The sequence below is a fragment of the Streptomyces physcomitrii genome, assembly GCF_012273655.1.
GTDB classification, from domain to species: domain Bacteria; phylum Actinomycetota; class Actinomycetes; order Streptomycetales; family Streptomycetaceae; genus Streptomyces; species Streptomyces physcomitrii.
On record NZ_JAAWWP010000019.1, the window covers coordinates 134565 to 149586 of the forward strand.

General features: G+C 74.7%; 8 protein-coding genes. 3 read left to right on the forward strand and 5 right to left on the reverse strand.

The genetic code is table 11. The annotated features are described in order from the left end of the window. Positions 1 to 381: 381 nt before the first annotated feature. The 3 genes from rsgA (at position 382) to HFV08_RS25525 (ending at position 3680) form a co-directional block, all read left to right on the forward strand. A complete protein-coding gene (rsgA, locus tag HFV08_RS25515; protein ID WP_168542821.1) occupies positions 382 to 1476 on the forward strand; it encodes a ribosome small subunit-dependent GTPase A in 1095 nt (364 codons plus the stop codon). Between the two features lie 234 nt (positions 1477 to 1710). Then, positions 1711 to 3138, forward strand: coding sequence for a bifunctional transcriptional activator/DNA repair enzyme AdaA (locus HFV08_RS25520; protein WP_168542834.1), 1428 nt, complete (start codon positions 1711 to 1713; stop codon positions 3136 to 3138). After that, positions 3135 to 3680 carry a methylated-DNA--[protein]-cysteine S-methyltransferase gene (locus tag HFV08_RS25525; protein WP_168542822.1) on the forward strand — a complete coding sequence of 182 codons (546 nt, stop codon included), beginning with the start codon at positions 3135 to 3137 and terminating at the stop codon, positions 3678 to 3680. The genes HFV08_RS25520 and HFV08_RS25525 overlap by 4 nt, the downstream gene beginning before the upstream one ends. Positions 3681 to 3729: 49 nt before the next feature. Here HFV08_RS25525 and HFV08_RS25530 read toward each other — a convergent pair whose 3' ends face one another. From HFV08_RS25530 to HFV08_RS25550, 5 genes are all read right to left on the reverse strand, one after another. Next, positions 3730 to 4098 (reverse strand): PPOX class F420-dependent oxidoreductase, encoded by a 369-nt coding sequence (locus tag HFV08_RS25530; RefSeq protein ID WP_040246461.1) that lies wholly within the window; start codon positions 4096 to 4098, stop codon positions 3730 to 3732. An 80-nt stretch (positions 4099 to 4178) separates the two neighbouring features. Continuing rightward, positions 4179 to 4661 carry a DUF456 domain-containing protein gene (locus HFV08_RS25535; RefSeq protein WP_168542823.1) on the reverse strand — a complete coding sequence of 161 codons (483 nt, stop codon included), beginning with the start codon at positions 4659 to 4661 and terminating at the stop codon, positions 4179 to 4181. 136 nt (positions 4662 to 4797) lie between these two features. Next, positions 4798 to 5799 carry a helix-turn-helix transcriptional regulator gene (locus HFV08_RS25540; protein WP_168542824.1) on the reverse strand — a complete coding sequence of 334 codons (1002 nt, stop codon included), beginning with the start codon at positions 5797 to 5799 and terminating at the stop codon, positions 4798 to 4800. Positions 5800 to 5933: 134 nt separating this feature from the next. Continuing rightward, positions 5934 to 6968 (reverse strand): ketoacyl-ACP synthase III family protein, encoded by a 1035-nt coding sequence (locus HFV08_RS25545; RefSeq protein WP_168542825.1) that lies wholly within the window; start codon positions 6966 to 6968, stop codon positions 5934 to 5936. A 37-nt stretch (positions 6969 to 7005) separates the two neighbouring features. After that, positions 7006 to 15022: type I polyketide synthase (locus tag HFV08_RS25550; protein WP_168542826.1), on the reverse strand; the 8017-nt coding region annotated here is incomplete at its 5' end.

Consider the following 15022-nt stretch of genomic DNA (forward strand, 5'->3'; position numbering starts at 1 on the left):
AGGAGAGGCGGCACAAGAACGCCGGGAGAGGCGGCGCGGAAATACGGTGGCACGGCCGCCCGGGGCCGCCCTACTGTGTGCGGAGTTCGCCGGGCGGCCGAGAGCCGGTCCCGGCCCAGCGGAATTCCCGGGAGGTGCGACTGATGACTGTCACGGCGCAGGGCTCTGCCCGCATCCACACGCTCGTCCTTGCCACCTCCGCGGCCACCGGCTGATCACACCGCACCACGCGTCCGCGCGTCTGACGCGCCGCCGGGGCCGCCCCTCGAAGGGTTCCCCTTGACTTCCTCCTCCGTCCCCTCCTGCTCTTCCTCCGTTTCCTCCGCCGCCCGACAGCCGTCTGCCGCCGGGCAGTCGGCGTCCTGTCCGGAGTCCGCGGACGTGTCCGCCGCCGCCGCCGCGCACTCCCTCGCCGCCTACGGCTGGGACGACGACTGTGCCGAGGCCTTCGCCCCGTACGCCCGCCGGGGTCTTGTGCCCGGCCGGGTGGTCCGGGTCGACCGCGGGCATTGCGACCTGGTCACCCCCGAGGGGCCGGTGCGCGCCGACACCGCGTTCGTCACCCCGCACGATCCGCTGCGGGTGGTCTGCACCGGGGACTGGGCCGCCGTCGACCCGGACGGCGACCCGCGTTTCGTACGGTCGCTGCTCACCCGCCGCACCGCCTTCGTGCGCTCGACCTCCTCCAAGCGCTCCGAGGGCCAGATCCTCGCGGCCAACGTCGACCAGGTGATCATCGCGGTCCCGCTCGCCGCGGAGCTGGACCTCGGCCGGATCGAGCGCTTCCTCGCGCTGGCCTGGGAGTCCGGGGCCCAGCCGCTCCTGGTGCTCACCAAGTCCGACCTGGTGCCCGACCCGGTCACCCGCTCCCACCTGCTCGCGGACGCCGAGCAGACGGCACCCGGGGTGCAGGTGCTGCCGGTCAGCGCCCGGCTCGGCGAGGGCGTCGACGTCCTCGCCGCGGTCGTCGCGGGCGGCACCACCGCGCTGCTCGGCCAGTCCGGGGCGGGCAAGTCGACGCTCGCCAACGCCCTGCTCGGCCAGGACGTGATGGAGGTCCAGGCCACCCGGGACGTGGACGGCAAGGGCCGCCACACCACCACCACCCGCAATCTGCTGCCGCTCGCGGGCGGGGGCGTGCTCATCGACACCCCCGGGCTGCGCGGGGTGGGCCTGTGGGACGCCGGTACCGGTGTCGGCCAGGTCTTCGCCGAGATCGAGGAGCTGGCCGCCGAGTGCCGCTTCCACGACTGCGCCCACGAGGCCGAGCCGGGCTGCGCGGTGCTCACCGCGGTCGAGGAGGGCGCGCTGCCCGCCCGCCGGCTCGACAGCTACCGCAAGCTGATGCGCGAGAACCGCCACATCGTCGCCAAGACCGACGCCCGCCTCCGCGCCGAGCTGCGCCGCGAGTGGAAGGCCAAGGGCGCCGAGGGCCGGATGGCCGGGGAGATCAAGCGGGGACGGCGCTTCCGCTGAGCCCGTGGCCACGCGGGTGAGGCCGGGCCGGGACGCGGAGGGTACGGCCCTCGCGGCGGGGCCCGGGCCCGCGGGTGCGAAGCCGGGGTGCTCGCGTGCGGGCCGCCGAGCGCCCGCCCGTGCGCGGGCCCGCCGGGGGCAGAACCCCTCGGCGGGCCCTGTCCCCGGCCTCCAAACGCCATGTCCGATTTCCGCCAGCCGACGCCGTGGCCCCGGCGCACACTGGGGAACGTGATGGACGAAGAGACCAGGTACGAGGCGGTGCGCAGCCGGGATGCGCGCTTCGACGGCGCGTTCTTCTTCGCCGTGGCGACGACCGGCATCTACTGCCGTCCCAGCTGTCCCGCGGTCACTCCGAAGCGGGCGAACGTCCGCTTCTACCCGACCGCCGCCGCGGCGCAGCACTCCGGCTTCCGGGCCTGCCGCCGCTGCCGCCCCGACGCGGCGCCCGGCTCCGCCGAGTGGGACCAGCGGGCCGATGTGGTCGGCCGCGCCATGCGCATGATCGGTGACGGGGTGGTCGACCGGGAAGGGGTCTCCGGGCTCGCCGGACGCCTCGGCTACAGCGCCCGCCAGGTGCAGCGCCAGCTCACCGCGGAACTCGGCGCCGGACCGGTCGCCCTCGCCCGGGCGCAGCGCGCCCACACCGCGCGGCTGCTGTTGCAGACCACCGCGCTGCCGGTGACCGACATCGCTTTCGCGGCGGGCTTCGCCAGCGTGCGCCAGTTCAACGACACCATGCGGGCGGTGTACGACAGCACGCCCACCGCCTTGCGCGGCGCCTCCGGGAGCGGCCCGGGCGAGGGCCCGGCGAGGCGGGGCCGCGAACGCCCGGCGGCCGGTGTCCCGCTGCGCCTCGCCCACCGCGGGCCGCACCGGACCGGCGCCCTCTTCGACCAGCTCGCCGCGGAGGCGCTGCCCGGCATCGAGCAGCTGACCGGACCCGCGGGCGCCCGCGTCTACCGGCGGACGCTCCGCCTTCCGCACGGCACCGGCATCGTGGCCGTCGGCGAGCGCGGCGGGCACGGTTCGGGGACCAGCGCGGCCCGCCCCGGCGGCTGGCTGGAGGCGAAGCTGCACCTTGCCGACCTGCGGGACCTGACCACCGCCGTACAGCGGCTGCGCCGGCTCTTCGACCTGGACGCGGACCCCTTCGCGGTGGACGAACGCCTGGGCGCCGACCCGGAGTTGGCACCCCTGGTGGCCGCCCGCCCCGGGCTGCGCGCACCGGGCGCCGCCGAGGCCGAGGAGTTCGCGGTACGGGTGCTCGCGGGGCCCGAGGAGTCCCGGCGGCTCCTGCTGCGGCACGGCACCCCGCTGGAGCGGCCCTGCGGCACGCTCACCCATGTCTTCCCGGCGCCCGCCGCACTCCGCGCCGAGGCCGGGCCGGTCGGCGCACTCGCCGCCGCGCTGACCGAGGGGCGCCTCAGCCTCGGCCCGGGCGCCGACCGGGAGGAGGCCCACCGCGCCTTCCTCGCCCTGCCCGGCGCCGACGCGGCGGCGGCCGCCCGGATCCGCGCCCGCGCCCTGGGCGACCCGGACACCGCCCACCCCGGCGAGGACCCCCCGGACAGCTGGCGGCCCTGGCGCACCTACGCACATCAGCACCTCCGCCAGGGGGCGCCCCAACTCCCGTACGCCGAAAGGAAGTCATCGCGATGACCAGCACCGTGACCCAGCCCCCCGGGCGGCTGTACGAGTCCGCCCCCGCCCCCGTGTACTACGCGCTCGTGGACAGCCCGGTGGGTGAACTCCTGCTCACCGGGGACGAGTCGGGGGCGCTGACCTCGCTCTCCGTGCCCGGGCAGAAGGGCGGGCGCGGCGTCCGCGCGGACTGGCGGCGCGCACCGGAGCGCTTCCGGGCCGCCGAGGAGCAGCTCGCCGCCTACTTCGCGGGTGAACTCACCGTGTTCCGGCTGCCGTTGGCGCCGGTCGGCAGCGCCTTCCGGGAGCAGGTCTGGAACGCCCTGGACGCCATCCCCTACGGGCAGACCACCAGCTACGGTGCGATCGCGGCCCGGATCGGCGCCTCCCGGGCCGCCGTCCGCGCGGTCGGGGGAGCCATCGGCGCCAATCCGCTGCTGATCGTGCGGCCCTGCCACCGGGTCGTCGGCGCCGACGGCTCACTGACCGGGTACGCCGGCGGACTGGAGCGCAAGCGGCATCTGCTGGGGCTGGAGGGGGCGTTGACCGGTACGGGCTGACCTCGCGCAGGCGGTCGCCCGGGGGCCTCGCCCGGGCTCCGCGCGCGGGTCACTCCTCAAGTCCCCAGCTGTGCACCCACTTCGGGTGGATGCGGATCACCTCCTCGCTGAAGTGCGGGCCCAACTCATGCGGCCCGGTGAGGAGTTCGGCCTCCCCGCGGATCTCCACCCCGCGCACCCGCCAGGGCCGCTCGCTCACGATGTCGTCGACGACCAGGGACAGCCGTGGATTCCCTTTGAGATTGCGCCACTTCTTGCTCGTCCCCATGGACAGCCCGCCCACCAGGAGGGTCCCGTCGTCCTGCGGGAAGTAGCCGACGGGGTTCGCCTGCGGCTGGCCCTCGGTGTCGACGGTGGCCAGTCTGCCGATGCGCTGTGTGCCCAGATAGGCACGTTCCCGCTCACTGAGTCCGGTCATGTCCTGATGCTCGCAGACACATCCGGTATGCGCACGGGGCGGCGAGCGCCTTCTTGACCGCGCCCCGTGGCCCCGCCGTCTCAGGCCGCGATCACCGCACCCAGCCAGGCCCCCATGATCAGCAGGCAGGCGAAGAGCTCGACCAGGATCCGGCTCCCGCCGTGGCGCAGCGCGGTGCGCGTCGCGGCCGCCGCGGCGGCGTGGGAGCCGAGCCGCAGCCGCTCGAAGAGATAGCCGCCGAGCAGGAACCCCGGCACCGCGCCCACCACCGGCAGCAGCACGAAGCCGAGCAGCGCCCCCGCGCCCGCGGCGGCGACCATCCGCCGGTCCGCCCCGTAGGACCGCAGCCGCCGCGCGGGGAGCTGCCAGCGCACCGCCTGCGCCGTGAGCAGCACCGCGCTCGCGCCGAGGAAGATCCCCCAGGCCAGGCCGTGCGGATCCGTGAGCGTCCACCACAGCACCGCGGCCCACACCAGCCACGAGCCGGGTACGCCGGGCAGCAGCACTCCGCACAGGCCGATCAGCATCACCAGCGCGACCAGCAGGAGTTCCCAGGCTCCCATCCCTCCAGCCTGCCGGAACCCGCGCCGGGCCGCAGGACGCGCGCCCCGGGACTTCGGGCCGCGCCGGTTGAGGACCCGGAGCCGCCCCGGATCAGTACCCGGAGCCCGCCGGATCAGTACCCGGAGCCGCGCCGGTTCAGGACCCGGAGGGGGAGAGCGGCCGTCGTGCCTCGCGTGCGATCCAGTCGCGTTCGTAGGCGTGCCAGCCGAGCTGGAGCCGGGTGGTCACGCCGGTCAGCTCCATCAGCCGTCTGACCCGCCGCTGCACCGTGCGCAGCCCCAGATCGAGCTGTTTGGCCACGCTCGCGTCGGTCAGCCCGGCAAGGAGCAGGGAGAGGATCTCCAGGTCGGTCTCGTCCGGTTCCGCCGTCTCCGGCTCCGGTGCCACCGGCCCGGTGCGCGGGCCGAGCCGCAGCGGCACCGCCCGGCTCCACACCGATTCGAAGAGCAGCAGGAGCGCGTCGAGCAGGGCGCTGGCGTGCACCACCACCGCCGAGGGTTCCGCGGCTCCCGCGTCCAGCGCGACCAGGGCGAGCGAGCGGTCGGCGACGACCAGGTGCGCGGGTACCCGGTCGACGACGCGCAGCGCCTCGCCGGGCTCCCGTGCCGCGCCCAGCTCAGGTACGCCCCGGGGCGGTGCCAGCGCCGAGCGCTCCACCACCGTCCTGCGCGGCGCCCTGCCCGGACGCGGCTCCGCCCCGGGCCGCCCGGCGGCGGATCCGGGGAGCAGGACGCACAGCTCCTCCCGGGCGCCGAGCACGGCCTGGGTGAAGCGCCGGGCGACCGCGGCGGTGCCGCTGACCACCTCGACCAGGTCGGGTCCCGCGGGCCCGCCGGACCGGCTGTGATACTCCTCCGCGAGCTGGGCGGCCGCCTGCGCGGCGAGGTCCAGGGCGCCGCGCCGCTCGGCGAGCAGGGCTCCCAGGGCGGCGCCCGGCGGGGCCGCGACCCAGCGCTCCGGCCGGGCCGTGGACCGGGCGGCCAGGCCGTGCCGCTCCAGTCTGCGCAGCGCCCGCTCGGTGGCGTACTCGCCGAGCATGAGCCGGCGCGCCAGTTCGGGCACCTCGGCCGCGCCCGCCGAGACGAGCGCCCGGTACGCCGACTCGTGCACCTCGTCCAGACCTATCGCACTCAGCATGCGGCGCTGTTCCTCCCCCGCTCGGTCACTGGCCGCAGTCTGGCGTGAAACGGACCGCGCGCAAAGCCCCGGTCAGGGGCGCGGGCGGACGGGAGTGCGCCCCGTCCGCCCGCGTCCTGCTGCCGCCGGACCGCTCAGACCGCCCAGGCGGGGTGCTCGGTGACGGTGACGATGCAGGCGGTGCAGATCCAGCCCGGGCCCTGGGAGATCAGCAGGACGTGGTCGCCGGGCTCCACCTCGCGGGTGCGGACCAGGTGCTCCAGGGTGATCATCACGTCGGCGCCGCCGACATGGCCGACGCCCCGGCCGAAGTCGAAGCTGGACCGCGACATGGGCAGCCCCAGCGGCATCATCACCGAGTACTCGATCATGCGGCCGTCCATGTTGATCGGGACGACCTTGGCGAGGTCGGCGGCGTTCAGACCGGCGTCCACCAGGGCCTGGTGGATGACGGCCAGGTCGAACACGGTGAGCTTCTCCAGGGTCTCCGAGAGCGACAGCTCGGTCTCGGTGAAGTGCTCGGCGCGCGCGGCCATGTCCGCCATCGAACCCTCCGCCTCGCGCAGCAGCAGCGGGCCCTCGCCGCGGTGCCACTTCTCCAGCGCGGGCAGCACCCCCGCGTGCAGCGAGCGCACCTCGGCGAAGCCCTCCTCCGCGCTCAGCAGGACCGCGGCCCCGCCGTCGCCGAGGAAGTACGACTGGCCGTAGCCGGTCCAGCGGTCGATCTCCGGGGAGGTGAAGTTCTCGCCCGTGGTCAGCAGCACCGCCTCCGCCTCGGAGGCGCCGGTCATCTGCCCGATCGCGACCTCCAGGGTGCCGAGCATGCCGTTGCAGCCCTGCTGGAGGTAGAGCGCGGAGACCTCGGCGAGGCCCAGCTCGCGCAGGATGTACCCGGGCGGGTAGGAGCCCGCCGGGCCCTGGTAGTGGACCGCGCTGTGGATGTGCGAGGAGATCTCCTCGGGCTCCAGCTTGGACCGCTCCAGGGCGGTACGGGCCGCCGAGACCGCCAGGTCGACGGCCGGGATGTCCCCGGAGACATGCGTACCGGTGAGGCCGTTGGCCTCCGTCACCTCCGGTTCCACCCTGCCGTCCGCGACCGCCTTCTCGGCGCTCGCCCACTCGTGCAGCGTGACTCCCAGCGAATTGATGTGGACGTTCTCTACCCTCATGGGTGATCTCCGTTTCCGTGCGGCACCGTGGCCGGTCTCAGGCGAGCAGCTCTTTCTTGATGTGCTGGGCGAGTTCGGCGGGTGAGGTGAAGTCGAAGGCGACGCCGGGCGGCAGGCTCAGCCGGGTCGCGGTGTTGAGGGCGTTGCGCAGGTTGAGCGAGGTCAGGGAGTCGAAGCCGAGGTCCTTCAGCTCGGCCGTGGCGGACACGGCCTCCGCGGAGCCGTGCCCGAGCACCTTGGCGATGTGCTCCCGTACGAGATCGCTGAGCGCGGTGTCCCGCTCGGTGTCGGTGGCCATCTCGGCCAGCAGGTGCCGCAGTTCGGTCGCCCTGGCCGGTGCGTCCTGGGCCCGGGGGCGCTCCGGTGCGGGCAGTACCGACCGCAGTACGGCCGGGGTCTCGCCCGCCCGCGCCCGGGCGTAGAGGACGTTGAGGTCCCACTGCGCGGCGACGGTGAGCTCGCGGCCGGTGCGCAGCGCGCTGTCGAAGAGCTGCAGGCCCTGGCCGGGCGGGAGTTCGCCGATGCCCGGCAGGGCCAGGCCCGCCTTGCCGGAGGCCAGCAGCCCGCGTCCGGCCCACACGCCCCAGGCGATCGAGGTCGCCGGTACGCCCTCGGCCCGCGCCTGGTGGGCGAAGGCGTCCAGGAAGGTGTTGCCCGCCGCGTAGTTGGCCTGCCCGGCGCCGCCGAGGATGCCGGCCACCGAGGAGAAGAGGACGAAGGCCGAGAGGTCGGCCCCACGGGTGGCCTCGCGCAGCGCGAGCGCCGCGTCCGCCTTGGCCCGCAGCACCGTGTCCAGCCGCTCGGGCGTCAGGGAGGGGACGACGCCGTCGTCGATGACTCCCGCGGTGTGCACCACCGCGCGCAGCGGCCGGTCCGCGGGCAGCTCCGCGAGGACCTTCTCCAGCGCGGTCCGGTCGGCGGCGTCGCAGGCGGCGACCGTGACCTGGGCGCCGAGGGCGGTCAGTTCGGCCCGCAGTGTCTCCGCGCCCGCTGCCTCCAGACCCTGACGGCTCGTCAGAAGCAGGTCGCGTACGCCGTGTTCGGTCACCAGATGGCGGGCGACCAGGGTGCCGAGGACTCCGGTGCCGCCGGTGACCAGGACCGTTCCGGGTTCGCCGGTGAGTGTCCCGGTGTCCTCGGCTCCGGCCGCCGGGGCGTCGAGCCGGGTGAGCCGGGGGACGCGGGCGGCCCGTTTGCGCAGCGCCCACTGGGGCTCGTCGGTGGTGACGGCCTTGAGCAGGGCGCGCCAGGCGGGCTTGCTCGCATCGGTGTCCACGAGCAGGAACCGGCCGGGGAACTCGGCCTGGGCCGAACGCAGCAGGCCCCAGGCGGCCGAGGCCGTCAGGTCGAGCCGCCCGCCCGGGCCGGTGCCGTCCCAGGCGGGGACGGCACCCCGGGTGAGCACGACCATCCGGGACCGGGCGAAGAAGGGCCGCGTCACCAGGGCCTGCGCCCAGCCGAGCACCTTCGCGGTGGACTCGTGGACGGCCTCGGCCAGTGGGGCACCACCGCGCGGCGCCTCCTCGGCGGCGCAGGTCAGCACGATCACCTCGGGCGCCTTGGCGGGATCGGCGACGGTCGCCGCCAGGCTCTCCAGGTCGGCGTGGGCCTCGGTGTACTGCCCCGCCGCCATCAGCCCGGACCGGGCGTGCAGCACGTCCTCGCCGACGATCGCCCAGGTCGCGGGCGTCTCCCCGGAGGCCGGGAGCGCCAGATCGCTCCAGGCCACCTGGAAGAGCCCGTCCTGCTGGGAGGCACCCGCCGTACGGAGGTCCTGCCGGGAGGCGGGGCGCAGGGTCAGGGACTCCACCGTGAGCACCGGGGCGCCCGTCGCGTCGGCGGCCCGTACCGTCCAGGTCCCGTCGCCCGCCGGGGACAGCCGCACCCGCAGCACCGAGGCGCCCAAGGCGTGCAGCCGCACGCCCTGCCACGCCGCGGCGAGCCAGGGGGACCCGGCCGCCGCTCCCTCGATCCGCAGCGGGGTGAGCACCGCGTCGGCCAGCACCGGGTGGAGGCCGAAGTCGCCCGCGTCCGCGCCGAGTTGCTCGGGCAGGGCGACCTCGGCGAACAGCTCCCCGTCCCGCCGCCAGACGGTACGGGTGCTCTCTGCCGCGCCGTCCTCGGCCAGAGCCTCCGCGTGCGGCACGGTCTCCGCCTCCACGGGCGGCCATGCCTCCAGGTCCCAGTCGGCGGCCGGGACTGCCGGGGTGAGGGCGCCGGTGGCGTGCCGGGTCCAGGGCCTGCCGACGCCGGTCTCCCCGCGCCGCGAGTGCACCGACACCGGCCGGGTCCCCTCCGGTGAGGGGTCGCCCACGGTCACCCGCAGCTGCACCACTCCGGAGTCGGGCAGCACCAGGGGGTCGGTCAGGGACAGCGAGTCCAGGTGCGGGCAGCCGGTCTGGTCCGCCGCGCTGAGCACCAGGTCCACCAGCGCGGTCTCCCGGACCCGGTGCAGACCGGGCGAGTCCTCCCGGGTCAGCCACGGGTGGTTGCCCGCCGAGACCCGTCCGGTGAACACCACTGTCCCGGAGTCGGGGAGTTCGACCGCCGCGCCGAGCAGCGGGTGCTCCGCCTTGACCGCACCTATGCCCCCGCCGCCGCCGGAGGTGGGCTCCGCCTTCAGCCAGTGGTGGGTGTGTTGGAAGGGGTAGGTGGGGAGGTCGGGGTGGGGTGGGGTGGGTGGGGTGTGGTGGGGGATGCCGTGGGTGTAGGCGTGGGTGGTGGCGGTGTGGAGGTGGTGGGGGGTGTCGTGGTGGCGGTGGAGGGTGGGTTGGACGGTTGTTGGGGTGTGGGGTTGGTGGTGTTGGAGGGTTTCTTCGAGGGGGAGGGTGAGGACGGGGTGGGGGCTGATTTCGATGTAGGTGTGGTGGCCTTGTTGGAGGAGGGTGTGGGTGGCGGTGTGGAAGTCGACGGTGTGGCGGAGGTTTTTGTACCAGTAGTCGGGGGTGAGTTGGTGGCCTTGGAGTTGGGTGCCGGTGAGGGATGAGTAGTAGGGGGTGGTGGTGGGTTGGGGGTTGAGGGTGAGGTGTTGGGTGAGGGGGGTGTGGAGTTGTGCCATTTGGGGGCTGTGGCTGGCGTAGTCGACGGGGATGCGTTTGTGGCGGATGCCGTGTTGGGTGCAGTGGTTTTCGATTGTGGTGAGGGTGGTGGTGGGTGCGCTGATGACGGTGGTGGTGGGGCTGTTGATGGCGGCGATGTGGGCGTCGGTGGTGTGGAGTTGGTCGAGGAGTTGTTGGGTGGTGGTGTGGGGGAGGGCGAGGGTGGTCATGCCGGCGTTGCCGGTGAGGGTGGTGAGGAGTTGGGCGCGTTGGGTGGTGAGTTTGGCGGCGTCTTGGAGGGTGAGGGCGCCGGCGACGGTGGCGGCGGCGATTTCGCCTTGGGAGTGGCCCAGGACGGCGGCGGGTTGGATGCCGGCGGCTTGCCAGGCTGCGGCGAGGGAGACCATGACGGCCCAGAGGGTGGGTTGGATGATGTCGACGTGGTCGAGGGTGGGTTGGTCGGGTTGTTGGGTGAGGACGCCGGTGAGTGACCAGTCGACGTGGGGTTTGAGGGCTTGTTCGCATTGGTGGATGCGTTGGGTGTAGGCGTGGTTGGTGCCAAGGAGTTGGGCGGTCATGCCGGGCCATTGGGAGCCTTGGCCGGGGAAGACGAAGACGGGGTTGTGTTGTGGGGGGCTGTGGTGGGTGGAGAGGTGGGGGTGGTCGGTGTGGGTGAGGTCGCGCAGTGTGGTGATGGCGTCCTGGCGTGAGCGGGGGACCAGACCCGCCCGATACGAGAACACCGCACGGCTCCTGAGCGACCGCGCGACCTCCGGCAGTGGTACCTCGGGGTGCTCCTCCAGGAAGCCGGCGAGCTGTTCCCCCTGGGCGCGCAGGGCCGGTTCGTCCCGCGCCGAGAGCAGCAGCGGGACGGCGGCCTCCTCGTCCTCGTCCTCGGCCTCGCCTTCGGCCGATGCCGTCGGCTGGGCGGGGGCCTCCTCCAGGATCACGTGGGCGTTGGTGCCGCTGATCCCGAAGGACGACACTCCGGCCCGGCGCACCCGTTCCGAGGCGGGCCACTCCTGTTCCTGCACCAGCAGTTCGACCTCACCGGTGGTCCAGTCGATGTGCGGGGAGGGCGCGTCGACGTGCAGGGTGCGCGGGAGCTTCCCGTAGCGCATCGCCTGGACGACCTTGATGACCCCGGCGATTCCGGCGGCGGCCTGGGTGTGCCCGATGTTCGACTTGAGCGAGCCGAGCCACAGGGGCCGGTCCGCGGGCCGGTCCTGACCGTAGGTGGCGAGGAGCGCCTGCGCCTCGATGGGGTCGCCGAGGGTGGTGCCGGTGCCGTGCGCCTCGACGGCGTCGATGTCGGCGGGGTTCAGGCGGGCGTTGGCGAGGGCGGTGCGGATGACGCGCTGCTGGGCGAGGCCGTTGGGCGCGGTCAGGCCGTTGGAGGCGCCGTCCTGGTTGACGGCCGAGCCCCGGATCACCGCGAGCACCGGATGCCCGGCCCGGCGGGCGTCCGACAGCCGCTCAAGCAGGACCAGACCCACCCCCTCGCCCCAGCCGGTGCCGTCGGCGGAGGCGGCGAAGGACTTGCAGCGTCCGTCGGGGGACATGGCCCGCTGCGTACTGAAGGCGGTGAAGGTGCCCGGGGTCGCGATCACCGTCACGCCGCCCGCGAGCGCCAGGGAGCACTCGCCGTTGCGCACCGCCTGCGCGGCCTGGTGCAGCGCCACCAGCGAGGAGGAGCAGGCGGTGTCCACGGTCACCGCCGGGCCTTCGAGCCCGAGGAAGTAGGCCAGGCGTCCCGAGACCATGCTGAGCGCGTTGCCGGTGAGCAGCATGCCGTCGAGGCCCTCGGGTGCCTCGTGCAGCAGGGTGGAGCCGTACTCCTGGGAGAGGGCGCCGACGAAGATCCCGGTCGAGGAGCCCTTGAGGGCGGCCCGTGCGATACCGGCGCGTTCGAAGGTCTCCCAGGCGGTCTCCAGGAGGAGCCGCTGCTGCGGGTCCATCGCCAGCGCCTCACGCGGCGAGATCCCGAAGAACTCCGCGTCGAAACCGCCCGCGTCGTCCAGGAAGGCGCCTTCGCGGGCGTAGGACGTACCGGGGTGGTCCGGATCCGGGTGGTAGAGGGCTTCGAGGTCCCAGCCCCGGTCGGTGGGGAAGCCGGTGACGGCGTCCGTGCCGGAGGCCACCAGGTCCCACAGGTCCTTGGGGGAGGCGACGCCGCCGGGGAAGCGGCAGCCCATCGAGACGACGGCGATCGCGTCGTCGTCCGCGAGGGTGCTCACCGAGGGCTTGAGCGGGGCCGCGGTCTCGGTTCCGGCGCCGCCGACCGTCTCGTGGACATGCTCGGCCAGGGCCTGTGCGGTGGGGTGGTCGAAGACCACGGTCGGCGCGAGCCGCAGCCCGGTGGCCTCGTTGAGCCGGTTGCGCAGTTCGACGGCCGCGAGCGAGTCGAAGCCCAGTTCCTTGAAGACCGCCTCGGGGGGCACCGCCTCCGCCGACTCGTGGCCGAGTACGGAGGCCGCGTGGGTACGGACGACCGTGAGCACCTCGCGGGCGGCCTCGGCGGGTGACAGTCCCGCCAGCCACTGGCCGTCCGCGGCCCGCACCGCGGTGGCGGCCGCGGCGCTGCGGCGCAGGGTGGTCGGCACCAGGCCGGTGAGCAGGACCGGGACGCCGTCCGGGCGGCGCCGCAGGGCGGCCGGGTCGAAGCGCGCGGCGACGAAGGCCGGGCCCTGGTCTGCCGTGGCCGCGTCGAAGAGCGCCGTGCCCTGCTCGGCCGTCAGCGGTCGTACCCCGTTGCGGGAGATCCGGCGCCGGTCGGTCTCGCCCAGGTGGGCGGTGAGGCCGCCGTCCTCCCACAGGCCCCAGGCGATCGAGGTGGCGGGCAGGCCGAGCGCGTGCCGGTGCTGGGCGAGTCCGTCCAGGAAGGCGTTGGCCGCCGCGTAGTTGGCCTGGCCGGGGCCGCCGAGGACCCCGGCGACCGAGGAGAAGAGCACGAAGCGGGCGAGGTCCGCGCCGCGGGTCAGCTCGTGCAGGTGCACGGCCGCGTCCGCCTTCGGCAGCATCACCGTGTCGATGCGCTCCGGCGTGAGCGAGGGCAGGGTCGCGTCGTCGAGCCCACCGGCCACGTGCACCACGGCCGTCAGGGGGCGGTCGAGCCCGTCCAGGAGCGCGGCGAGGGCCGCGCGGTCGGCGACGTCGCAGGCGACCGCCTCCGCCTCGGCGCCCGCCGCGGCGAGTTCGGCGACCAGTTCCGCGGCGCCCGGGGCCGCGGGGCCGCTCCTGCTGACGAGCAGCAGGTGCCGGGCTCCGTGGGCGGCCACCAGATGACGGGTGAGGACCGCGCCGAGCCCTCCGGTGCCACCGGTCAGCAGGACCGTGCCCTCGGGGTCCAGCGGCCTTGCGGTCTCCTCGGGATCGCCCGCGCGGACCAGCCTCGGCAGCAGCAACCCGCCGTCACGCGCGGCGAGTTGGGGCTCCCGGGCCCGGAGGGCGGCGAGCAGGGCGGCGGCGTCGGCCGCCGAGGGGCCCTCGGTACCGGACGCGGGGTCGAGGTCGAGCAGGGTGAGCCGGTCCGGGTACTCCGCCTGAGCGGCCCTGACCAGACCCCACAGCGGGGCGGTGGTGAGATCGCTGCCGTGGCCGTCGGTCCCGGCCGCGACCGCTCCCCGGGTCGCCACGATGAGACGGCACCCGTCGAACTCCGGTGAACCCAGGCAGTGTTGCAGGTCGGCGAGGGCCCGGTGGGCGACTCGGCGCGCCTCCTCGGCGCTCGTCCCCTCGTACCCGGTCACCGGCGGCGCGAACAGGACCAGCACCTCGGGCACCACGCCCCCCTCGGCGGGAAGCACCAGGGCCTCCTGCGGCCGGGCGTGGGCCGTGACCTCGGCGCCCGCGGTACGGAGCACCCGCGCCAGCTCGTCCGCGCCGGGTCCGGTGACGGCCCAGCGCTCCCGGCCCGGGGCGGCGGGCTCGGTGGCGAGCGGTGTCCAGCCGAGCCGGAACAGCGACTGCCGGGTGAGCCGCGCCGCCGGGGCGTCCGCGCCGCCCTCCATCGGGCGCGTGGTCAATGCGCCGACCGCCAAGACCGGTTCACCGGCCGGGTCCACCGCGAAGAGGGAGACCCCGTCCGAACCCGCGCCGCTGAGGCGCACCCGCAGCGCGGTCGCCCCCGAGGTGAACAGCCGTACGGAGTTCCAGGAGAAGGGCAGCCGCACCCCCTCGCCCGTGCCGGGGCCGCTCAGGATGTCGGGGTGCAGGGCGGAGTCCAGCAGACCCGGATGCACGCCCCAGCCCTCCGCGGCGCTCTCCTCGGCGAGCGTCACCTCGGCGTAGACCTCCTCGCCGCTGCGCCACATGGCGCGCAGCCCGCGGAAGAGCCGCCCGTAGCCGTAGCCCTCGCCGGCCAGCCGCTCGTAGACGCCCGTCACGTCGACCTCTTCCGCGTCCTGCGGCGGCCAGACGGAGGGGAAGTCCCCCTCGGCGCTCTCGTCCGCGCGGCTGGGCCGCAGGAAACCCCCGGCGTGGCGCAGCCACAGCGACTCGTCGGCGGCGGCGCCGTGCGCGGCGTCCGGCGGCGCGGAGTGGATCCGCACCGGGCGCCGTCCCTCGGTGTCGGCCGCGCCCACCGTGAGCTGCAGGCTGACGGCCTCCTGCGCGCCGAGCACCAGCGGCGCCTCCAGGACCAGCTCTTCCAGGACCGAGCAGCCGAGTTCGTCACCGGCGCGGATGGCCAGCTCGACGAAGGCGGTGCCCGGGAAGAGCACGGCGCCGTCGACCACGTGGTCGGCGAGCCAGGAGTGGGTCGCCGGGGAGACGCGGCCGGTCAGGATCAGCGAGTCGGCGTCGGCGGTGTGCAGTGCCGCGCCGAGCACCGGGTGGCTGATGAGCTGCTGGCCCACCGACTCCGGGTCGCCGCCCTCGGGCAGGCTCGACAGCCAGTGGTGGGTGTGTTGGAAGGGGTAGGTGGGGAGGTCGGGGTGGGGTGGGGTGGGTGGGGTGTGGTGGGGGATGCCGTGGGTGTAGGCGTGGGTGGTGGCGGTGTGGAGGTGGTGGGGGGTG